The 23,640-nt window shown below is 51.9% G+C and carries 15 protein-coding genes; 7 read left to right on the top strand and 8 right to left on the bottom strand.

The window, feature by feature from the left end:
- Positions 1-38: 38 nt before the first annotated feature.
- Complete coding sequence (locus BLX24_RS11420; protein WP_071503282.1) at positions 39-1,715, bottom strand: M28 family metallopeptidase; 1,677 nt, start codon at positions 1,713-1,715, stop codon at positions 39-41.
- Between the two features lie 171 nt (positions 1,716-1,886).
- On the opposite strand from BLX24_RS11420, the gene BLX24_RS11415 reads away from it, so the two are divergent.
- The gene (locus BLX24_RS11415) at positions 1,887-2,459 is read left to right on the top strand and encodes a hypothetical protein (RefSeq protein ID WP_071503281.1); all 573 of its coding nucleotides are present in this window, start codon (positions 1,887-1,889) and stop codon (positions 2,457-2,459) included.
- A 56-nt stretch (positions 2,460-2,515) separates the two neighbouring features.
- Here BLX24_RS11415 and BLX24_RS11410 read toward each other — a convergent pair whose 3' ends face one another.
- On the bottom strand, positions 2,516-3,586 hold the full coding sequence (locus BLX24_RS11410) for a branched-chain amino acid aminotransferase (protein WP_071503280.1): 1,071 nt from the start codon (positions 3,584-3,586) through the stop codon (positions 2,516-2,518).
- 157 nt (positions 3,587-3,743) lie between these two features.
- On the opposite strand from BLX24_RS11410, the gene BLX24_RS11405 reads away from it, so the two are divergent.
- Both BLX24_RS11405 and BLX24_RS11400 read left to right on the top strand, forming a co-directional pair.
- Positions 3,744-4,850 (top strand): LBF_2804 family protein, encoded by a 1,107-nt coding sequence (locus BLX24_RS11405; RefSeq protein ID WP_071503279.1) that lies wholly within the window; start codon positions 3,744-3,746, stop codon positions 4,848-4,850.
- 503 nt (positions 4,851-5,353) lie between these two features.
- Positions 5,354-11,065 (top strand): SdrD B-like domain-containing protein, encoded by a 5,712-nt coding sequence (locus BLX24_RS11400; protein ID WP_218160689.1) that lies wholly within the window; start codon positions 5,354-5,356, stop codon positions 11,063-11,065.
- Between the two features lie 72 nt (positions 11,066-11,137).
- Here BLX24_RS11400 and BLX24_RS11395 read toward each other — a convergent pair whose 3' ends face one another.
- The 4 genes from BLX24_RS11395 to mutY form a co-directional block, all read right to left on the bottom strand.
- The gene (locus BLX24_RS11395; RefSeq protein ID WP_071503277.1) at positions 11,138-12,163 is read right to left on the bottom strand and encodes a phytanoyl-CoA dioxygenase family protein; all 1,026 of its coding nucleotides are present in this window, start codon (positions 12,161-12,163) and stop codon (positions 11,138-11,140) included.
- Between the two features lie 109 nt (positions 12,164-12,272).
- Entirely contained in the window at positions 12,273-13,640 is a 1,368-nt protein-coding gene (gldE, locus tag BLX24_RS11390) for a gliding motility-associated protein GldE (protein ID WP_071503276.1), read from the bottom strand.
- Positions 13,641-13,739: 99 nt separating this feature from the next.
- Positions 13,740-14,252: a single-stranded DNA-binding protein gene (locus tag BLX24_RS11385; RefSeq protein WP_071503275.1), complete on the bottom strand. Its 513-nt coding sequence runs from the start codon at positions 14,250-14,252 to the stop codon at positions 13,740-13,742.
- Positions 14,253-14,326: 74 nt separating this feature from the next.
- A complete protein-coding gene (gene mutY, locus BLX24_RS11380) occupies positions 14,327-15,442 on the bottom strand; it encodes an A/G-specific adenine glycosylase (protein ID WP_071503274.1) in 1,116 nt (371 codons plus the stop codon).
- A 141-nt stretch (positions 15,443-15,583) separates the two neighbouring features.
- Here mutY and BLX24_RS11375 point away from each other — a divergent pair, with 141 nt between their 5' ends.
- The 3 genes from BLX24_RS11375 (at position 15,584) to BLX24_RS11365 (ending at position 18,791) form a co-directional block, all read left to right on the top strand.
- A complete protein-coding gene (locus tag BLX24_RS11375) occupies positions 15,584-15,886 on the top strand; it encodes an HU family DNA-binding protein (protein WP_071503273.1) in 303 nt (100 codons plus the stop codon).
- Between the two features lie 86 nt (positions 15,887-15,972).
- Positions 15,973-16,818, top strand: a complete 846-nt coding sequence (locus tag BLX24_RS11370) for a tetratricopeptide repeat protein (protein WP_071503272.1) — start codon at positions 15,973-15,975, stop codon at positions 16,816-16,818.
- Between the two features lie 404 nt (positions 16,819-17,222).
- Positions 17,223-18,791, top strand: a complete 1,569-nt coding sequence (locus BLX24_RS11365) for an Rne/Rng family ribonuclease (RefSeq protein ID WP_083421930.1) — start codon at positions 17,223-17,225, stop codon at positions 18,789-18,791.
- A gap of 78 nt (positions 18,792-18,869) precedes the next feature.
- On the opposite strand, the gene dnaG is transcribed toward BLX24_RS11365, so the two are convergent.
- Positions 18,870-20,978: a DNA primase gene (gene dnaG, locus BLX24_RS11360; RefSeq protein WP_071503271.1), complete on the bottom strand. Its 2,109-nt coding sequence runs from the start codon at positions 20,976-20,978 to the stop codon at positions 18,870-18,872.
- A gap of 313 nt (positions 20,979-21,291) precedes the next feature.
- On the opposite strand from dnaG, the gene BLX24_RS11355 reads away from it, so the two are divergent.
- Positions 21,292-22,686 (top strand): vanadium-dependent haloperoxidase, encoded by a 1,395-nt coding sequence (locus BLX24_RS11355; protein ID WP_083421929.1) that lies wholly within the window; start codon positions 21,292-21,294, stop codon positions 22,684-22,686.
- Positions 22,687-22,808: 122 nt separating this feature from the next.
- Here BLX24_RS11355 and lgt read toward each other — a convergent pair whose 3' ends face one another.
- Complete coding sequence (lgt, locus tag BLX24_RS11350) at positions 22,809-23,627, bottom strand: prolipoprotein diacylglyceryl transferase (protein WP_071503270.1); 819 nt, start codon at positions 23,625-23,627, stop codon at positions 22,809-22,811.
- Positions 23,628-23,640 lie beyond the last annotated feature (13 nt).

Genomic DNA, 23,640 nt, shown 5'->3' with positions numbered 1-23,640 from the left:
CACGTTTACGTCGCGGAATATATGCCACGCTACATAACTTACTGCCGTGCGGTACCGAATTTAGTGCCGAAAAAGTCATCTTTATTCCAAACCGGGCGGGTCGGCGACTGACTGGTCAGGTAGCCAATCAGGAACTGAAGCTGTACGTGCCGGGCAGCGGCCGAAAAGTCAAACGGCTGGTTCATGTCGTCCTGCGGCGAGTGATAGATCGTAGCCCGCCAGTCGAGATTCAGCTTCAGGCCATCCAGCTGTGGATTGCCGGTCTGCGAGCCGCTTTTGACAAATAAGGCCGGAATGCCCTGCCGGACAAAGCTGAAATGGTCACTCCGCATAAAGACGACCTGCTCAGGCATCGGATCGGGTGAAACGGTGATCCCGAGGTATTTCGCAGCAGCCGTTACTTCGTTGTTCAGGCTGGAGTGTTGCGCTCCATAGGGCACAATGTCGAGCAGCGGGTGGAAAAAGAACGGCATATCGAGCGTCAGGTTGGCCACCATTTTGTCTTTGGGCACGGTCGGATTACTGGCGAAATAGTCAGAACCAAGCAGGCCCATTTCCTCACCCGTTACGCCTACGAACAGAATTGACCGCTTCGGGGCTTTCGGGAGCAGCGTAAACAGCCGTGCGGCTTCAAGATTAATGGCAATCCCCGATGCGTTATCATGTGCACCGTTATAGATCGAGTCACCTTTGACCGGCCGGCCGATGCCCAGGTGATCGAGGTGGCAAACGTAGACCACATATTCATTTTTCAGGACCGGATCGCTGCCAGGTAACAGCCCGATTACGTTATAGCCCATAATCGTCTGCGGACTCAGGGTTTCAGTATGCATCCGGACGGTCGCGTTGAGGGGGAAGGCCTGCGGCGTATTCCGGTGGGCAATGGCAACGGCTTCCTCAAAGTTTTTTGACGTACCGACAAACAGCGAGCGGGCGGTCGAATCACTGAAGGAGGCACTGCCGATCAGCTGCGGAAATGTGCGCTGCGGATTACCCTGGTTGTCCATCCACTTAAACACACCCTGACGGGCGCGGGGCGCGGCGGATTCCACACGGGCCCGGACATCGCTCGGCAGACTGAAGGTAATAACACCGACTGCGCCGTGGGCGGCCGCATTTTCCGGTTTCGACGATGAGTAGTAGGCCCGCTGGTTCGACGGGAAAGAAGTCGGAGCACCGTTGAAGTAGGCCACAATCTTGCCTTTTACGTCGATGCCTTTATAATCGTCATAACCCAGTTCGGGAGCCGTTACGCCAAAACCGACGAAAACCACCGGTGCCGAAACATCGGCCGACGGCTGGTTGAAATTAGGGCTCAGGATAAAGTTTTTGCCGTAAACGAGGGTCCGTTCGCCGGCTTTCGTCTGTATCTGGAGGTTGCTTTTCTGTTCATCAACCTGCCACTGCCGCAGGGGGACTTTTTGCAGGTAGGTATTGTTCTCCCCGGCCGGTTTCAGACCAAGCGCTTCAAACTGAGCTTTAACGTAATTGGCGATCAGTGTATAGCCACGCGTGCCTGGTTTACGACCTTCCATGACATCATCGGCGATAAACGTCATGTGGGCGCGGATCGCTTCCGGGCGCACGGCCGCCGCTGCCGTTTTGGCTTCGGCGGGAATGGTAAGGTCCTGCGCAGACAGGGGTGTAGTACCGGTTAAAAAGACTGTGGCCAATAAGGCACCCAGCTGTTGATGAGCCTTTTTTAAGGAAAACATGTATGATCAGTTAAGCAAAATGAGCCGTAAAACAGAGACGAAAATAGCCCATAAGCCGCGATTTTACATCGTCTGTCCTGACGATTTTGCGTCGCGGTGTTCATAAACTTCCGGAGATGCCCCTGCCTCCCGTGGAAACCTGCTACTTTTGCAGAAAACGGACGTAAACAGATGAAACGATACCTACTTTGCCTTAGCCTTGCTGTGTTGGCAGGCGGCAGCGTATTGATAAGCTGTCAATCAAAAAAGGAATCAACGCAGGTTGCCGACTCCACCGCCACCGCCGAACCCGCTGCCGAAGTGACGGTCTCCGGGCGGCTTGATAGCCTGGGGGTAACCACTGAAGGCCATTGGCGGGGCATTTCACTGGGCGACTCACTGGCCCGGGTTCAGAAGATCGAAAAGGCTGAGTTGTTTGAAACCGAGCCGGACCACGTTGGCTATTCGGTCGAATTCCCGAACCTGGAATCGATGGATGTGCTGTACTACCACAAGGGCCAGCCACTGGTGTCAGGCATTGTCGTTGATCTGTACCTGAATACGGCGCAGTCGGTAAAAGCCTACAGCAGTGACCTGACCGGTTATTTTACGGCACGGTATGGCAAACCGGCAACGGAAGACGGAATGACGGTCTGGACTACCCCGAAGCAGGAAAAAATAAAGCTGAAAGACGTATCAACCGGTAAGGATTTTGGCCTCAAAATCAGAATTGGCGAGACACCGAAACCAAAAACAAACGCCTGAAAATGAAAAAGCGCCGCCTTAACCGGGCGGCGCTTTTTCTGCTTTATGTCATTGGCTTATACTTTGTAAACCCAGCCGAATGAGTCGTCTGCCTTACCGGTACGAATCGCATCCAGTTGCTCTTTCAGTTTCAGGGCAATGGAATCCGACGGTGCATGTTCGGGCAGCATATAGTCCTGACCGTTAAAACCGATGAGTGAGTACGGCGATACCACGACAGCCGTACCGGCACCGAATGCTTCGGTCAGACGGCCGTTTCCGATCCCTTCTACGACTTCGGCAATAGATACTTTCCGTTCTTCTACCTCAATACCCATCGTTTTGGCGATCTTGATCAGCGTATCCCGCGTAATACCGCGCAGAATGGAGTCGGAGAGAGCAGGTGTTACGAGCTTACCATCAATAACGAACATAATGTTCATGGTGCCCGACTCTTCGATGTATTTGTGTTCGACAGCGTCTGTCCAGATCAGCTGATCATAACCTTGCTGCTGAGCGAGTAAAGTCGGATAAAGCGAGCCGGCGTAATTGCCTGCGCATTTCGCAAAACCCGTACCACCCGGGGCCGAACGGATATAATCGGTTTCCACTTTCAGCTTCGGCGGATTACTGTAATACTGACCAACCGGACAGGTGAAAATGCAGAACCGGTATGTTTTTGACGGTGCCACACCCAGGTAGGTGTCGGTCGCAAACATATACGGACGAATATACAGCGAGCTGCCCGGCGTCGACGGAACCCAGTCGGCGTCTACGCGTAGCAACGCCTCCAGACCACCCATAAACACATCTTCCGGAAGCGTTGCCATGCACATACGGTGCGCTGACTCGTTCATCCGTTTGACGTTATCCAACGGACGGAACATGAGCACTTCTCCGGCTTCGTTCTTAAAGGCTTTCATGCCTTCAAAAATGGCCTGGCCGTAGTGTAGCGACGATAGGGCAGGGCTAAGGGTGAAATTATCGAATGGAACGATTTGTTGATTCTGCCATTGGCCATCGACAAAATCCGCCACAAACATGTGGTCTGAGAAGTGCTTGCCGAAGGGTAGGTTGTTGAAGTCAACCTCCTGAATGCGGGAGCGTTCGGCCTTCCGCAACTCGATCTGCAATAAGTCCGTTGTCATGCTAATAATTGTTTTGTCACTTTTGTAAGTGATAAAGGCAAAGGTAAGAAAAGTGATTGGATAACAAGTTTATTTATGATAAAAACCAAAACTATACCAAACTTTTAACCAAATGCTCCTTTTGCTAGTTAGGTAGGGTACGTTATGCTAATGAATTATGTCTGGTTTTCCACCTGATAATACCACCGATCCCTTTGATCATGCGTCTGTGCGCTATTTGCGCCAGCTGCTGGAAGTTGCCCATCCGGCTGATGAGCCTTATGTACTGAATGATACCGAAAGCCGGCTGATCCGTCTGGTGACGATCCAGACCACGGTGATGGCTTCTCTTTTCAGTTTTTGCTGTATGCTGGGCTGGTATATGCCGCATCAGGCATTTCCTTCGTTTTTTGCCGTGGTCGAGTTTACAGTGCTGAATGCTGTTGTCAGTTTACCTATGGTATCAGTCTTATACGCTATTCTGCTGGCTTATGTGCTGATACAGCTGGTGGCAGGAGTTAACAGCTGGGCTGTCCGGAAAATAATGGATACGTGTATGTTTCCGCGGGCTTACGATGCACAATATGAACAGCATCTCCGGACACTGGAAGCAACGACCCGTTTACGGGGTATGACCGGTTTCTTCCGGTTTGGTCTTAAACCGTACCTTAACATACCCCGCTGGGGCATGACATTATACATTACGGTGAACATGGGCTGGGCGGCGCTGTGTCTGCTGGCAACATATGGACTTGTTCGTTTATCAATACCGTTCGCCGTTCAGGAACAGGTCCTTTTTGTGGCAGGGGCCGCCATCCCGGCGTTCTGGCTGAGCCGGGCCTCCCGTCAGATCATTCACGAAACCAAAGTCCGGGTGATGGCTCCGTTGACCATTCGTGAGTTTGTGGATGAGTTATACATGCAGTGGGCGCAACACACTGATTTCCGCCGGTTGATTGTTGAAGTACTGGCCTACAGCGAAACGCTTACCCGGCAGTACAGCTACGCGAACCTGTTACTGACAGAAACTATTCTGCACCGGTTCAAACTGGAAAACACCGTCACCAATCATTCATTGCTTCAGGAGATGGCTTTGCTGCCCAAAGAGGTACGTTGCGGGCTGGAGCGGCTCGTCATTTTCGGATTTGTCATTGACGGCGATCTGTCGGGTACTGATCGTAACAAGCTCGGGCAACTGGCCGATAACAACTTCCTTACTCACTCTGCGTCGCAGATCAGCGACATACTTCACCAATATACAGACGGCCACGGGCTTTGGGTCTAGTCCTGTTTTGGCTGAATTTGTTGGCAGGATTATTCATGCTGCTGAGAAACATGTAGTCGTTTTTCTTTTTATCCGCTATCGTTTTGTGTTCTGGCTGACAGGCTGCATTACCCATAATCTGATTCTTAAATAGGCCATAGAGTGAATGAGTCTGGCTCGGTATTTGATATGCAACATATGAGATATACTTGCTTATTGAATACTGATCAAAAGAACTCATGACTGCATGTGAACGTTTACGTTATCAGGCCCCGGGAATTATTATATTCGTATGCCTTTTATATGTATTTACAGGTATACGCGTTTATGCGCAATCCTGTACCATTGCTGTAAAACCAACCGTTTCGGGATGTTACCCGGTAAATGGTGCGAGTAAGGCTACCATAAGCGTTGAAGTAGCCTGGCAAAACCCGCCCTCCGGAAATATTGTCGTCCAGTATGCGGGCCAGAGCCGAATCATAACGCCGGGTGTTATCCAGGTAGATTACGGGTTTCAGGTTGGTGTGCAGAGCCAGACCATCGTTTCGCCGCAAGTAGTGGCGTTTGACGTAGATTTGGCGTCGACGGCCTCCGGGCAGACAGTGGCCGCCTCTTTTACAAGCGTATCCGGATGTTCAGCCGTTAGCGGCGGAATTACGTTGCCGGCGGCCTGTCAGCCGACAGTTTGTGTTGCCGGGCAACCAGGAGGAACCGTCTGGAATGATTTCAATGCCGATGGCAGGAAAGACATCGGTGAATCAACCGGTGTTCCTGATGTGACCGTGAAGGCCTACGATTGTTCGGGCGCTTTAGTTGGGACAACTACCACAGATGCCTTTGGTAAGTATGTCTTTTCATCAATTGCTCCTTCAGCTTATCCCTTACGGATTGAGTTTACGGATCTGCCCTCGTATGTTGGTCAGGGAACATTAGCCGGATCCGACGGCCGGACGACGGTACAATTCGTTGATGCGGCTGATTGTACGATTGATTTGGGGGTGTTAAATCCGGCCAATTACTGCCAGAGTTCGCCCATGGTATACGTTTCCTGCTTTGTAAACGGTGACCCGTTACTGGCCGGAACCGCAGCTGGTTCGGATGCGGTTGTCAGTTTCCCCTATTCTGCAAGTGGCGTACCTGGTTTGCCTTCCGGATATACTCCGCCCAATCACCTGGCCAACGCGTCGGAAGTAGGTTCAATTTGGGGCAATGCCTATAACAAATTCACGAAAAAGATTTTCATGTCGGCAACGCTACGCCGGCATGCTGGTCTGGGGCCGATGGGCCTTGGCGGTATTTATATACTTGATGTCACGAATCCTGCCGCTCCCACAGTAAGTCAGTTTGTCAATGTAACAGCACTGGGAGCGGTGATTGATAATCCGTCTGACCCGGTTCTGTCCAACGTTGCCCGTGGTCTGGATGCCGGCAAAACAACGCCGACTCATGACCCTGGCACGCTGAGTCAGATTGGCCGTGCTGGTATCGGTGATTTAGACATCAGTGCCGATGGCAATACGTTGTGGTTTGTCAGTCTGCATGATAAGAAACTGTATTCAGTGGATATTACGGCTTACAACGCAGATGGAGTTACCAAACCGACTGCTGCCAATACCCGGTCATTTGCGATTCCTGATCCGGGCTGTACCGGTGGTACGTACCGGCCATATGGTCTGGCCGTGAAAGATGGCGACGTGTTTGTCGGTGCGGTTTGTGATGCCGGTGTTTCGCAGAATAAATCAGATATGCGGGCATATGTATATAAGTGGGATGGAACCGCCTGGACAACTGTATTTGATTTTCCGCTGACATATCCTAAAGGTTTTCCGGATGCGAATGGCAGTATCATTAACCGGACAGGCTGGTATCCGTGGACAGATGACTGGGCCACCTATACGGCTGCGTTACGGACCATGGGGACAGATCATTATTCCTTTGTGTACCCAATGCCCATCCTGTCAGATATTGAATTTGATATTGATGGAGCGATGATTCTGGCCTTTGCCGATCGTGCTGGTTTTATTGGAGGTAACAGGAATTATTCACCTGATATTAATAATACAACGCAGTTCTACAATAATACGGCTGGCGGAGATATTCTGAGAGCTTTTTATGCTAATGGGACATATATTCTGGAAAACGCTGCCAAGGCTGGTCCGGCGGTCGGGTATGGACCTGCCAATAACCAGGGACCAGGTTTTGGTGAGTTCTATAATGAAAACCTTGTCTACCAGTATAATGGCAGTTCGCCGCTGATCGATCATGCCGAAACGGTTTTAGGGGCACTGGCTATCCGGCCGGGCTCAGGCGAGGTGCTGGTGACGGCTATGGATCCTCTGGGATTTGATACGCCTGCAAACTATTCCTACAATCCGTTTGATATCGGAGGTGTGATCCATGCAAACAATACCACAGGACAAAAAAACAGCGGATATGCTGTTTATCAGGGACGAATAGACTCCGGACTCTTTGGCAAAGCAGCCGGTTTAGGCGATATCGAGCTGGGATGCGACGTACCGGAATATATCGAGATCGGTAACCGTGTCTGGGTTGATAGTAATAAAGATGGTGTGCAGGATCCCTGTGAAAAAGCACTGGCTGGTATCAACGTTGCCTTGTATCAGGGGAGTACACTGATTGCCAGTACAACCACAAATGCTGCCGGTGAATATTACTTCAATAATAATCCTGTAAGCAGTACCGTTGCCGGAACCACATCCACAACGCTCATCCAGCCCAACACGGCCTATACCCTTGTTTTTGGTGTTAACGGTCAGTTTGCGGGTGGTATTTTGACAAAAGACAACGGTAAATATCAGTTAACCACTGCCAACTCAAGCGTAACGAGTGCCAGTGATTTAAACGATTCGGATGCAGTAATTGCTACGGTAGCGGGGATAACAGCGCCTGCTGTTTCTCTTACAACCGGTACAGACGGTTCGGTAAACCATACAATTGATGCCGGCTTTATCTGCCTGACAACGGCTGTTACCAGCGTCAGTACGGTAAAGGCCACGTGTTCAAACATTACCGCTAACAGCGATGCCGAGATATTGCTAACGGGTATTCAGAACGGCGATAAGGTATTTTTAGTAGCGGCAGGCAGTTCTGTACCAAGCTACACTGCTACGGGTAGTCAGCCGGTCAGCGCGTCGGCGGCTTCGTTTACCGGCTTAGCAAATCCGGCCTCATCGACCGGACAAAGCTATAGCGTCGTGGTGTACAACGGCCCGTGCTGCTATACGGTACTGACCACGGTGTTGCCACAGCAGGTGTGTGTATGTTCTCTGTCAGCTACCGTAACACCAATGGTGTGTAATTCACTGAATAATCAGTACAGCATTTCGGGAACAATCAGTCTGACCAATACGCCTGGCGGAACCGCTGTTATCACTGATGGGACCTACTCGGAGACATTGGCCATCGGTGCTTCAGCAACTTCGGTTGCCTATTCGCTGACAGGCCTTGAGTCTGGTACCGGATCGCATACGGTAGTCATAACACTGGCAGGCTGTAGTTCGGCACTCGCAACTTATAGTGCTCCGGCCAGCTGTACCATAGCACCATCGCTTGTGTTAACTTCAGCAACCATCTGTTACGGCAGTTCGGCCACCCTGACCGCATCAAGCTGTATTGGCACAGTAACGTGGTCGAATGGCACGACGGGTAACAGCCTGACAACGCCGGTTCTGACCCAGACAACGAATTATACAGCGACCTGTACGACCCAGACCGGTTCAACGACCTGGGCCGTTGGTGTGGCCACAGTAATGCCACAGCCGGTGCTGAGTCTGGCGGCCAGTTCAACAAACGTGACGGTGGGTACACCGGTCAGCCTGTCAGCCATCGGCTGTGGGGGCACGGTGACGTGGTCGACGGGAGAAAACACCGCCACCATCAGCGTGACACCATCGCAGACCACACAAACTTACAGTGCCACGTGCGTGACGGGTCCGGGCTGCTTAACGACGGCCACCATCACCGTCAACACCCAACCGGCAGCGAGTCTGGTGGTGGTATCGGCGACGGTTTGCTATAGTTCGGCGGCGGTATTAACGACAACGGGCTGCAATAACGGGACAGTAACGTGGTCGAATGGCACGACGGGCAACAGCCTGACAACGCCGGTTCTGACCCAGACAACGAATTATACGGCGACCTGTACGACCCAGACCGGTTCAACGACCTGGGCCGTTGGTGTGGCCACAGTAATGCCACAGCCGGTGCTGAGCCTGGCGGCGAGCGCCACCAACGTAACGGTCAACACGCCGGTGAGCTTGTCGGCCATCGGCTGTGGGGGCACGGTGACGTGGTCGACGGGAGAAAACACCGCCACCATCAGCGTAACGCCGTCCCAGACCACACAAACTTACAGTGCCACGTGTCTGACGGGTCCGGGCTGTCTGACGACGGCCACCATCACCGTCAACACCCAGCCAGCGGCGAGTTTAGTGGTGGTATCGGCGACGGTATGCTCCGGCAGCAGTGCCACCCTGACGGCTTCGGGCTGTGCCAACGGGACAGTAACGTGGTCGAACAGTACGACGGGTAACAGCCTGACAACGCCGGTTCTGACCCAGACAACGGCTTATACGGCGACCTGTACCCCACAAACGGGCCCGGCTTCTTCGGCCGTTGGTGTGGCCACGGTCGTTTTACCGGCCAGCCTGACCATCAGCCGCACCTCGGCCGCCAGTTCAACAGCCATTACCGTATCCGTACGCGGCTGCACCAACGGGAGCCTGACCTGGTCAACCGGCGCGGCTGACAACGGCAAAACCAGTATCATCGTACCGGCAGCCGTTAGTAGTCAATATAGTGTTACCTGTGTGACGACCCTGGGTTGCCGTTCTACGGCGCAGGTATCGGTGGGTAGTGCCAATACCAATGATTTAATAGTGGCTGATGCGATGGTTTGTCAGGGACAAAGCGTGACCTTGACCGCTACCGGCTGCACCGGCTCGCTGAGCTGGCTGGGCAACGGCATCAACGGGCAGACGACCGCCAGTGTGGTGGTGACGCCTACGCAGACACAGGGCTACACGGCCATCTGTACCACCGGAGCCAACAGCGTCGAAGTGGCCGCGCAGGTGACAGTGGTGGCTGTCCCCGGTGTCACTCTCACCACCGGTAGCCTGACCGTTGCCAGCGGCAGCGTGGTGAGTCTGACCGCCTCAGGCTGTACCAGCGGCCAGTTGCAGTGGAGTATTGCCGGCGCCAGTGGTAGTGTGGCATCGGCCACCGCCAGTCAGGGAACGAATGTCTATTCGGTGTCCTGCGTAGTGACGCCGACCTGTAGCGATGTTAAAAGTGTAACGGTGACGGGTATTTCGGGTGCGCCGATACTGAACCTGGATAAGGTCGTAAGTGCCTCACGGGCGCAGGTGGGCGATGTGATCAGCTATACGGTGATGATAAGCAACACGGGCAATGCGGCGGGCTATAGCATTTTGGTAAACGATGTGCTGTCGTCAGGGCTGACCATCTTGCCCGCGTCGGTAAGTACCAATGCCGGGACGTATTCGGTGTTTTCGAATCAGTGGAGTGTCGGGCAGCTGAATGGCGGGACTGTAGCCACATTGACTTATTCGGTGAGTATCACGGCAGACGGTGTGCTTTACAACACGGCGTCGATGCCGGGCGATACGGCCAACGTATGCACGAGTGTCCCGATCCGTGTCTGCAAGGACTCGGGCTACCAGATCCGGCTGAATGCGCCGGCAGGGTATAGTCTGTACCAGTGGTACTTCAAGCCCGTGTCGGGTGTGGAGACAAAGGTATACGAGGGGGCTCTGGGCAGCTACACCGCCACGCAGGCAGGGGAATACCGTTTAGTGGTGAATGCGCAGGCGGCGTGCCCTGACCAGTCCTGCTGCCCGATCATCATCGAAGAGCAGGAGGTGACCTCGTTTACGGTGGTGCCAACGGCGCCAACATGTGCAGCGTCGCAGGCCAATGCCGACGGTCAGCTACGGGTGACGGGTCTGGGGGCAACGCCGGGGATGTATCAGTATGCAGTTTCGGAAGGGACGAGCTTCACGGTTGCAACTCCGACGCTGACTGCCGTACCGCCGAACGGGGTAGTGGCGACGGGCCTGTCGGGCAATAAGTCGTATACAGTGCGGATTTACGACGCCTTGGGTTGCTACCGCGACCAGACGGTACTCCTGCCCGACACCTGTCAGTGCCCGCCGGCCGTCTGTATTCCGATTTCGGTGAAACGGATAATCCGTTAATTTTAAGTCGTATCAACGAAAAACGCAGGCTCATCACCTGCGTTTTTCGTTGATACTGGTTGAACGGAATGCTTACAGATCTTCGCCCCCTTTAAACAGATCTTCGTGATCTTTCAGGAACGGATGGGCAAATACATCAGCGCCGTTGTAGGTATGCCGTACCGGCTCTTCGTCCGGCTTTTGGCGGTGATGGCGATAGGCATTCTGCGAGGAATAATGACAAACAAATGATTTACGGGTCAACGCCGGGTTATTAATTGCATCGCCACCGTGTGCGAGGGCTGCGTGCCAGAGCAATACATCCCCTTTTTTAATCAGAAGCGTCTTGCGTTGCTGGCCAAGGGCCGTACAGTTTGCTTCGATAAACCGGGCAAAATCGTTTGGATCCCGGGCAGACTGACCATTAAAGAAAATACCGTTACCGAAATTAAATTTCTGATTGGTATGTGAGCCGGGGTAATAAAAAAGCGGTCCGGAATCGATGTGAATGTCTTCCATCGCTATCCAGGCCGCAGCCAGATGGCTTGGATTTTCAGATACCACATAGGCAAAATCCTGATGCGTTGCCTGCTGACTGCCATACTTAAAAAATAAGCTTTGCATCGCAATGACACGATCACCGAAAACCGCTTCCAGAAAAGACGCAATGCTTTTATGCAGCATGATTTTTTTGGCGGCAACCGAGCTATTGTGAAAGTCAATTACTTTAATGTATTGCCCATTGATTACGTTCTGAGGCAGGTCTTTGGCTATCTGAACGGAACGGCCCGTGTATTCAGGCAGGTCTACCTGGATTTTAATGGCGTACTTATCATTGTTGGTAAAGACCTCCTCAACTTCACTCCAGAGCATATCCAGCCAGCTGTCCGGAATCGCTTTTTCCAGAATAACATAGCCGTTTTCTTTCCAGAACTGAAGCTTCTCCCGCAGGTCATACGGGAAGTCATTTTTGCGTCCGTATTGCCTGATAAAAGCATCTATGTCAGCCTCTTTTTTATCGATCCAGGGAAGGGTACGGTATTCGAAATCCGTAAGGGGTTTAGGCTCAGGGCGGAGTACGCGCTTAAGTGCGGTTTTCAGTGTTGCTATCAGACTCATCTTCTTATTTCGCTAGAGATTGGCTTTACAAATTATTAAAATAAGATGATACAGCGCTTATATGTACATTATTTAGTAGGTTTTTTTAGTAAATGGCTTGTAATTCTGGTCATGATTCTTTTGACGCCACGGATTCAGGTCGTTCCTGCTCAGCTTTACGCGTAATTCTGACCTCATGAATACGCTTATGATCTGCCTTCAGTACATGAAAGGTAAGCCCCTGCGTACTGATTTCTTCCCCTTCGCCAGGCAAATGATTGAAAAGCGCGAGGAGTAAACCACCCAGCGATTCGCTGCCTTCCCGGATATCATCAAAAAGGGAAAGATCAATGTCGAGTGCGCGGCAGACATCCGATAAGGCGGTTTTACCTTCAAAAATAAAGGTGTGATCATTGATCCGGCGAAAAGGAGCCAGTTCTTCGTCATCGAACTCATCGTTGATGTCGCCCAGAATTTCTTCGATAATATCCTCCAGTGTTACAAGGCCCCGGGTTCCGCCGTATTCATCGACGACAATGGCCAGATGCACCCGTTTTTTCTGAAAGTCCTGAAGCAGGTCATCAACTTTTTTTTGTTCGGGAATAAAAAAGGCAGGACGGATCAGGTGTTGCCATGAGAAATCATGGTCGGCATTGAGGTGCGGAAGCAGGTCTTTAATGTAAAGAATGCCTTCGACCTGGTCAATGCTTTCCTTAAATACCGGAATACGGGAATACCCCGACACGTTGATCCGTTCCATGAGTTCGGTGAAGGTAAAATTAAAATCGACCGCTGAAATATCGACCCGGGAACGCATAACCTGACGCGCGGTCAGGTTGCTGAAGTTGACAATGCCTTTAATGATTTCGCGCTCTTCGGCCGTTGAGTCGCTGCCGGCCAGATCAACGGCCTGATTCAGTTCTTCGACCGACACCCGGTAGCCGCGGCGCTGGATGCGTTTATCAATCTGGTTGCTGAGGTTGACAAGCAGAATCGAGAAGGGCTTAAATAAAAACAACGCGAGTTGGGCCAGCGGAGCCGTCTGACGGGCGACCGTAATGTTGTTCTGGCTGGCATACAGCTTTGGAATAATCTCACCGAAAAGAACGATGGCCAGCGTTGTCAGCAGGGTTCCGCCAATGAGCCACCAGGCCGATGCCTTCAGGTGCTGGGCTGTATGCCAAGTCAGATAGGTAACAATAACGACGATGGCGATATTGAAGGTGTTGTTAAGGATAACCAGAGAAGCAAGCAGCCGGCGTGGTCGTTCGAGCAGCCGGGCAATCCGTTTGTCAGCGGGATCAGTGCTTTCCCGGCAACTGTTACGGTGTTCAGGAGTGAGGGTAAAGAAGGCCGCTTCGGTGGCTGAAGCTAAACTGGCCAGCACCAAAAGTAATAGCAACAGGGCCGCAAACAGGCCATATTCGTTGAAGTAGGTGCTCCAGCTGGCATCGGCTGCTGGTAACACCTGTCGTATCGACGGGTCTCCCGGATCCATTCAGGTTGTATTTGGTTCACACTGATTTCAGGTCCGTATACAACACTTCAGGCCGTCTGGATAATGACCGGCCTGAAGTTGTTGTATACGGACAACGTACTAGAAGGGGAGATCGTCGTCTCCGCCGTTGTTTTCAAAAGGTACCGGTTCGGGCTGTCGTCTCGGGGCTGGTGACGGAGCCGGAGCCGGAGCTGGTCTGGCCGCCGGTGCAGCCGGCTGGCTCTGGCTGGCCGCTGCCGGTTGTGCCGAATAGGCGGGGCCTGTTGACTCGCTGCCTTCGGCCGGATTCCGGAGCAGCGTCATACCGGTGCCCCGTACCCGTACACCGGTACGCTGAACACCGTCTTTATCCTGCCAGGTTTCGCTGCGCAGTTTCCCCTCGATATATACCTGATGGCCTTTGCGCAGGTATTGTTCGGCAATTTTTGCCAGATTATCCCATAACTCGACCCGGTGCCATTCGGTTTGCTCCACACGCTCACCATTACGGTTTGTGTATGCTTCGGTTGTGGCGATATTAAAACGGGCAACTGTTGAGCCTCCGTCAAGATAGCGGATCTCCGGATCACTTCCCAGATTACCGATTAAAATTACTTTGTTAACACCAGCCATATCTGTTGTTTTGTCGTTAATATATGAAAAAACTGCGTGGCACAGAGAGATTAAAGATACGCCGAAAAAAAGACTTATCCAAGCTGATTCTGAAGATAATTCGTGATCAGAACCGGCTTTGGCAGTTGCTCGGCTGCCGCCGGGGTAAACCATGAAAAACCGTCAGGTAGCCTTTCTGACGCCTCATACGGAACAATTAGTTGATAAAACCAGCCTCTGATACGTTGGTGTGACAAAAGTTGTACCAGCTTTACCGGATGGCCCTGCGCGACTGAAATTGGCAGAATGAATGACAAATTTTCAGGTAAGGAGAGCTCCCGCAGGCTTTCTTTCGGCTCATCGGTTTCAATCAGGTAAAAGTCGTACAGGTTCTGCCAGACATCACGATCGGTACGTTCCCGCATAGCCAGCTGCAGCCCCTGGTCAGGGTGCAGCCGCGTCAGTACGATATACGTAAAGAACCGTTCGCGGACGGCTGCTTTTTTGCTCTTAACGGGAAGCAGATGCTGCCGGCCGGTCTGAAAGGCCACGCAGTGTGCATGCACCGGACAGAGCAGGCAGTCAGGCGCAACAGGCGTACACTGAATCGCACCGAACTCCATGATAGCCTGATTATAGGTAGCCGGGTCATTGGCGGCCTGAATCAGCTGCTGAGCCAGCGTGGCAAAGGTTTTCCGTGCCTGAGTCGTGGTAATGTCTTCAGAAATGCCGAAAACCCGTGCCAGCACGCGGTAGACGTTCCCGTCAACGACGGCAACCCGCTCACCGAAGGCGAAAGAAGCAATCGCTGCGGCCGTATAGGCGCCGATACCTTTTAATTGTAACAGACTTTGGTAGGTATCCGGGAACTTACCGGCCCGTTCTGTCGTAATCTGACGGGCTGTCTGATGCATATTGCGGGCCCGCGAGTAGTAGCCGAGCCCTTGCCAGAGACGTAAAATATCCCGTTCATCGGCTTCGGCCATCGCCCGTACGTGCGGATAGGTATTTAAAAAACGTTCGTAATAGGGAAGTCCCTGAGCAACACGGGTTTGTTGCAGAATTACTTCTGAAAGCCAGATGGCGTAGGGGTCGCGGGTGTGCCGCCACGGCAGGTTTCGTTTATGCCGTTCATACCATGCTTCCAGAACCGGCGCAAAAGTGTCTTGAACGGTTACCTCGTTGGGTTTATTGTCTGATTGCCAATCCAAAATAAAATAAAAAATGTGATTAAAGACGGAAAAACACGAAAACCTTACTTTTAATTTCTAATGGAAAGCCATACCTTTGTACTCCCATTTTTGACACCTGATTTTTCAACAACTCAGTAAACGTTAAAGTTTTAGAAAGTCGTGACGAAAGCAGACGTAATCGCAGAAATTGCCGAAAAAACCGGAATTGACAAAGCTGAAGTAGCGCATACTTTAGAATCGTTTTTTACGGTAGTAAAAGAGTCGCTGGCCAAAGAGGAGCCGATTTATGTGAGAGGGTTTGGCAGCTTCATTAACAAGAAGAGAGCTAAGAAAGTAGCCCGGAATATCTCTAAAAATACGGCTATGGTTATCGATGAACACTTTATCCCGAGCTTCAAGCCGGCTAAAGTATTCGTAGAGCAAGTGAAATCAAGTGTAAAATCAGGCGTAGCTGCTGAATAAGCGCCGCCGCGTTTTGCACAGAACCTGGTTCTCTGATCGGGAACTGCTTAAGGGGCTGAAGGCGTTTGTGAATTAAATAGTGATCAATGAACAAATCCATTCTTCTTGTTGTCGTAGTAGCTTCAGCACTTACGGTTGGGTTATACAGCCTGCCGAAAGTGGCTGTCCGTAATGAAGACAAAAAGCTGGGTGGTCGTGTGACGGATCAGGTTTCATCACAGACGCCCTCAGACTCAAAGGCTTCGGAAATGCCTTCAGCCGCCCACAATGCCCCCCTTGCTCCTGAGCAGCAAAAGCGTGTGGATGAGCTGAAACAAAAACTGGCCACTGCCGGTGAAACGCAGAAAGAAGCCGTAACCGGCCAGCTGATGGCAGCCTTTAAAGAGGCCAGCCGGTATGACAGTGCAGCCTACTATGCCGGTAAACTGGCAGAAAGTATGCCCAATGAACGTACCAATCTGGTGGCAGGAGATGCTTATTTCGAAGCGTACGGTTTTGCCGTTGATGATCAGAAGTCTGCCTATCTGGGTGAACAAACACGCGCTTTCTACAAAAAAGCACTGGATGCGAATCCGGATCTGCTGACGGCGAAAGCCAATATGGCCATGACCTATGTCAGTACGCAGACGCCGATGCAGGGTATCATGCTCCTGCGTGAGGTGTTGCAGCAAGATCCGACAAATGAGCTGGCTCTGTTTAATCTGGGTCTGTTGTCAATGAAGTCGGGGCAGTATCAGCGCGCAATTGATCGCTTCCGGCAGATTCTGACCAATAACCCGGCCAGCCGCAAAGCGCAGTTTTATTTAGGTATCAGCCTGGCAGAGGCCGGGCAGAAAGAAGAAGCCCGGAAGGTCCTTGCTAAGGTAAAGACCCAGGAAAAAGATCCACAGGTTCTGGCCGCTGTTCGTGAATACGAAGAGCGCTTGAAATGAAGCAGTACGCGGAAGCGTAAATGAATAATGAGTGATGTATAATGAACAATGACAGGTATATGCCACATTATGTCAGGTTACATGAACCATTATTCCTCCTGAAGCGCTGCTGAAAGATAACGGGCTAATCGGGTGATTAGCCGACAATTGTTACATATTTAACCTTAAGACACGTATGCCTTGCGGTAAAAAAAGAAAGCGTCATAAGATCGCGACCCACAAGCGGAAGAAGCGGCTTCGGAAGAATCGGCATAAGAAAAAATAATGAGCAGTAGCAGTGACAGGAGCAGGTTGAGACGGCTCACTGCAACGGCAAGCTGCTACGCATATAAGAAGCCCCGTATTCAACGCGCGGCTTCTTCTTTTTTATTAAGACATGCCATCCTTAATCGCGTCTTCAACTTGTGAGCAATGAATTAGTTATTAGTTCAACTCAGAAAGGCGACCGGATTGCTCTTTTGCAGGACAAACGCCTGCAGGAGTATCACGTCGAAGAGTTGGACAGCAGCTTTACGGTTGGTGATCTGTACTTAGGAACAATTAAGAAACTGTCGTCGGGCCTGAACGCCGCGTTTGTCGACGTAGGCCACGAAAAAGACGGGTTTCTCCATTATCAGGACTTAGGGCCGAATATCAATTCGCTTAATAAGTTTACTAAGGATATTATCGCCAAGCGCGCCAATACCGGCCGGCTCAACAATTTCAAATTAGAGCCGGAAATCGAAAAAATCGGCAAAATCGATAAGGTGCTGGCAAAGGGAGCGCCGATCCTGGTGCAAGTAGTTAAGGAACCCATATCCACGAAAGGCCCGCGCCTTTCCTGTGATATATCGATTGCCGGGCGTTATCTGGTACTCGTGCCATTTGCTAACTCGGTCAATATCTCAAAAAAGATTACTGACCGCGCTGAACGAACCCGCTTGCTCAGACTGATGTCGTCGCTGAAACCTCAGAACTTTGGGGTCATCGTACGGACAGTGGCACAGGGACGGGAAGTGGAAGAGCTGGACCGTGACCTCCAGAACTCACTTGATAAGTGGGAAACGGCTATGCAAGCCCTCCGCGAGGCTAAACCCCGCGACCGGGTACTGGGTGAAATGAACCGCGCTTCGTCAATCCTGCGCGATATGCTGAACGAGTCGTTTGACAGTATCACCGTCGACACGCGGGAGGCCTTTGACGAAATAAAGCACTACATTCACACGATTGCGCCGGAAAAAGAGAAAATCGTAAAACTCTATTCCGGCAAGAGTAAAGTCTTCGAAGCCCTCGGGCTCGAAAAACAGATCAAATCCCTCTTCGGCCGGTCGGTGAGCTTACCCGGAGGCGGTTATCTGATCATCGAACATACAGAAGCCCTGCACGTCATCGACGTGAACAGTGGCAACAAATCGAACTCCGAGGAAGACCAGGAGGCCACGGCCATCAGCGTGAACCGCGAAGCCGCCAAAGAAATTGCCCGACAGCTGCGCCTGCGCGATATGGGAGGCATTATTGTGGTGGACTTCATCGACATGAAGCGGGCCGAAAACAAGAAATTGATTTATGACCTGATGCGGGATGAAATGAAATTCGACCGCTCAAAGTTCACCATCCTGCCGCTGACTAAATTCGGGCTTATGCAGATAACGCGCCAGCGCGTTCGCCCCGAAATGAACGTCGCAACCCGTGAGGTTTGTCCGACCTGCGGCGGAACCGGCACTATTCAGGCCAGTGTGCTTGTTACCGACGTAATCGAGAATAATCTCGATTATATCCTGACCCGACAAAATGAGCGTGGGATAACCGTGATTTTACATCCGTTCCTGCATGCTTACTTTACCAAGGGCTGGATTCGTTCGCGGCAATGGCAATGGTACTGGAAGTACAAAACCTGGGTTAAACTGATTCAGGATAGTTCGCTGGGTCTGATGGATTTCCGGTTCCTGCACAAAACAGGCGAGGAAATCGAACTTAGTGCTCAGGTTATCTAGTCTCTCCGAAGAAAATAGAAGCGGCCGCCGGGACATTCGTCCCGGCGGCCGCTTTGTTCTATACACTATGCCGGTCATTTACCCGGAAATGACCGTGCCAAGCAACTTCGCAATTTCTACGTCGACGCGTTTGTAATGCATGTACTCGACCAGCAGGTGGTCCTGTTCTTCGGGACTGCTGGTGTCGGACAGGCGGCGTTTAATGGCGTACATCCGTTCTTCGGCCATCATTTTTTTGATGCGCAGAATGTTGGTGTAGGCCAGATCCGACAGAATCTTCAGCTCATCCTCCGTCGGCACGTGGATTTCGTGCTTTTGCCAGCCGTCGCTGATTTCGTGCCTGGGCGTGGTCATATGGATGGTTTCGTGCTGCAGGTTATAATCGCCTGCTTCCGGTGGCCGGTTCAGAAAATCGTCGGCTGTCAGGATCTCACCCCGAACGAAAGCCTCACGGAAAATGGCCAGCATCAGGTTATAGGGCGGCGTCTGAAAATCAATCTCGTCGAGCTCGCTGAGCATATACTGACACAGCGAAATGCCGGGTTCCAGCTCCCGGTGCCCGTAGTTGATCAGTAACCGGATACATTCTTCTTCCTGATAGGAGAGCGGTGTGCGGTTGACGGGTTTGGCCGGCTGTAGTTTCGGGGTTGCGGGAGTACCCGAGCGGTTATCCGGAGCCGGTGGGGGCATATCCGCTGGTGCCGGGCCGCTGATACCAGCCCCCGCAAAGAGCGCATTCCATTCCTCCTCCGATGGTTCCATCGGCGGCGGGAAACCTGGTCCGGGGGCGTTGTTACTGCGATTACGCTCCTGCCGGCGGTTTGTTGCCTCTTGCCGGTCGGCGTCCTGCGCTTTCTTTTCGTGCTGTTTCCGGATGAGCCGGTTCCCTTCCGAAATGAGCGTCTGCTCGTCAACGTTCAGCTGCTGCGCCGTATTCCGGAAAAAAATCTGCCGTTTGAGCGGGTCCGGGATTTTGATAATGCTTTCGACAACCTCCGCGATAACCTCCGCCTTCCGGAACGGGTTTTCGCCGGCATCACGCAGGAGTGTCTCGGCCTTGAACCGGATAAAGTCGAGCGCGTTGTTTTTGATGTATGTTTTGAACGCTTCGCCCCCCACCCGGCGCACGTAGCTGTCGGGGTCTTCGTTGTCGGGAAACGTGACAATGCTGACATTCAGGCCTTCTTCCAGTACCATGTCAACGCCCCGGAGTGCCGCCTTAATACCGGCTGCATCCCCGTCATACAGCATGGTTACATTCTGCGTAAACCGGCTGATTAACCGGATCTGCTCCATGGTCAGCGAGGTGCCCGACGAAGCTACAACGTTTTTGATACCAGCCTGATACAATGAAATAACATCCGTGTAGCCCTCCGTCAGAAAACAGTTATCTTCCTGCCGTATGGTTTGTTTGGCCTGTGAAATGCCGTATAGGACCTGGCTTTTGTGGTAAACTTCGGTCTCCGGGGAGTTAAGGTATTTCGGCTGGTTTTTATCGGTTTTCAGAATCCGCGCGCCGAAAGCGATGACGCGTCCCGATACATTATGGATCGGGAACATAACCCGGCCCCGGAAGCGGTCATACTGCTTTACCTGACCGGGAGCATTGCCTTCACGGGTGAGAATCAGGCCGGCTTTTTCGAGCAGCGCACGGTTGTATCCCCGTTTTTCGGCTTCCTGCATCAGCGCATCCCATTGGTCAACGCTATAGCCCAGCTCAAAGGCTTCGATGGTCGGATTGGTAAAGCCCCGTTCACGGAAATAACTCAGCCCGATACTCTGGCCTTCGTCTGATTTAAGAAGGGTATTCTGGAAAAAGGTTTTGGCGAAATTCAGGACAATGAAGAGGCTTTCGCGCTCGTTCTGCCGTATGATTTCTTCAGGGGTCTGTTCCTGCTCTTCAATCTCGATGCTGTACTTTTGGGCCAGATACCGCAACGCTTCGCCATAGCCGATGTTTTCGACGTCCATCACAAACCGCACCGGATCACCTGCCTTGCCGCAGCCAAAGCATTTGTAAATCTGGCGGGTCGGGTTTACGTTGAAAGAGGGCGTTTTTTCGTTATGAAACGGACAGCAGGCAATGTAATTACTCCCCCTCTTTTTAAGCGAAACAAAGTCGCTTACCACCTCAACAATGTCTGCCGCCTGGCGGATTCGCTCAACGGTATCTTCTGGAATGCGCATGAATTAGTAAAAAAGCAATCTCTTAGCCGATCAGAAACAAATGATTTACGAGTGATGATGTACGAATTACGGTGTATGGATCGTATTCAGAAAGGTTGCTCAGTAACTTTTGAGCGTTACGTTTAACCGGCCTGAACCCGTAATCAAAGGTACACATTCCCGGGTACAGACCGATACCTGATTGGTGTTAGTTCGTCCGAATGAAATTAACGTGTTGGAAAAAGTCTCTCGTTTGCCTGGTTTGGCAACATATTTGCTTTAATGAAATCATAGTACCGTTTATGTACGAATCCTCTTATTACCAACGTATCTTATGGAACAACAATTACGTGTGCACAGTAAAGCGCGCCGTCAGGCTTCGGCTACGGGCATTGCGTTGCTGTTACTTTTGTTGAGTTTATTACAGTCTTGCCGGCAAAATCCGGAAAGTGAGGCTGTGAATCCCGGCGGCCAGTCTGCTGATAAATTAACGAATGAGGTTGCGCTGAAATGGTCGGCCATGCAGCTTCGTCTGGTGCGGCAGAGTGCGGGTTTTTCGCCGCCGGTTGCGTCACGGGCGCTGGGCTTTGCCGGTATTACCATGTATGAGGCAGCCGTGCCCGGCATCTCCGACCGCCGTTCGCTGGCTGGTCAGCTGCAAGGCTTAAGTACCTTGCCGCAGATCGAGGCCGGCAAAAGCTATAACTGGAACCTCAGCGTCAACGCGGCCGAGGCCGCTATTCTGCGCAGTCTGCATGCCAACGCATCGGCAGCGGCTAAAACAGCCGTCGATTCGCTGGAATCAGCGTTGTTTGCCCGGTTTAAATCGGCTTCACAGGAGGAAAATGACCGGTCGACGGACTTTGGTAAACGTGTAGCGGATGCCATCTTTGCCTGGTCGAAAACCGACGGCGGCCACGAGGGCTATACCCGTAACTTCCCCGCCGATTACAGTTTGCCGGTTGGCAATGGCTTCTGGCGCCCTACCGAAAACGGGCAGAAAATTCCGATGCAGCCCTATTGGGGCCGCAACCGGCTGTTTGTTGGTGCTTCCAGTACAATGCCGGTTCCGGAACCACTGCCTATTTCAACCAGCCCGACGTCGCAGTATTATGCGCAATATCTGGAGGTATACACCAAAAACATGACGCTGACGCAGACCGAAAAAGAAATCTCAATCTGGTGGGCCGATGATCCGAGCGAAACCTTTACCCCGCCCGGCCACTCTTATAACCTGGCGCGTATTGCGGTTAAAACCAGCAACGCTAATCTGAGTCGTTCGGTGGAAGCATTTGCCCGCGTGGGTATGGCCGTAGCCGATGCTTTTGTGCACTGCTGGAAGTGTAAATATGCCTTCATGAATGAGCGGCCATACACGTTTGTGCGCCGTGCAATCGATCCGTCATGGGTACCGTTCTGGCCGGCACCGCCGTTCCCGGGGTATACATCAGGGCACGCGACGCAGTCGGCAGCGGCCGCTACCGTATTGACCGGCTTATTTGGCGACGATTTTGCCTTTACTGATGATTCGCACGTAAGCCGTGTCCGGGATACCAAACGGAATACAGATTTTAAAGCCCGGTCATTTAAGTCATTCTGGGAGTCAGCAGAGGAGTCGGCTTTTTCACGGTTCCTGGGCGGGATTCATACCCGGCAAGACAATGAAACCGGCCTGCGCGAAGGCCGGACGCTGGGGCGGAATATCAATACGCTGAACTGGACAAAGTAAGAGGAAAGCAGATGCTGGATCTGGTTGATGCCGGATAGCAGATAGCAGTGGTGGTATGACCGGCAGATGGTCCTGTTTAACAGGTTTGTCTGCCGGTCATGCCACCACTTTTTATTGCGTTGTTAGTTCCTTGCCGGCGGGTGGTTAGACGCAGAGCGAACCAGGAAGAAAATACCTAGTAACACAGCCGGTATGCTCAGAATCTGCCCCATGTTCAGGAACAGCGTGCTTTCAAACGAGACCTGATTTTCTTTCAGGTACTCATACAGGAAGCGAAGGGTAAAGACAACAATCAGGAAAATGCCCAGCAGGCTTCCGTGCGGCGTTGCTGCCTTCTTACGGTTCCAGACGGCAAGCAGAATAAAAAATAACACAAAGCAGGACAGCGACTCATACAACTGAGCAGGGTGCCGGGGTATTTTGGCAAACTCGTCGTTGTTGATAAACACAAACCCCCAGGGCAGGTCCGTTGGCCGGCCAACGATCTCGGAGTTCATCAGGTTACCCAGCCGGATAAAGGCACCGGCCAGCGCCACGACAATCGCAATGCGGTCGGTTACCCACAAAAATGTCTGCCCTGTCTCTATGCTGCGTTTCCGGCGTGAATAAAACCACAGGGCCAGCAAAATACCGATCCCGGCTCCGTGACTGGCCAGGCCGGCAAAAGGAGGCAGAATAACCTGCAGCGGGTTTTTAATCAACAATTCAGGTTCGTAAAACAGGAAATGACCTAACCGGGCACCTAAGACCGTGGAAATCACCATATACAGCAACAGGGTGTCGGTATCTTCCACCGGTTTGCCTTCCTTTTTGAAAATATGGGTCATAATCTGCATCCCGATCAGGAAGCCAAGTGCGAATAACAAACCGTACCAGCGAATGGAGAATGAGCCAATGTGAAAGATTTCGGGATTAATATCCCAGATAATGTATTGCAGCATATTGGATTGTTTT

This window comes from Arsenicibacter rosenii, from assembly GCF_001870735.1.
Lineage (GTDB): Bacteria > Bacteroidota > Bacteroidia > Cytophagales > Spirosomataceae > Arsenicibacter > Arsenicibacter rosenii.
This window is presented reverse-complemented; position numbering and strand designations above follow the sequence as displayed.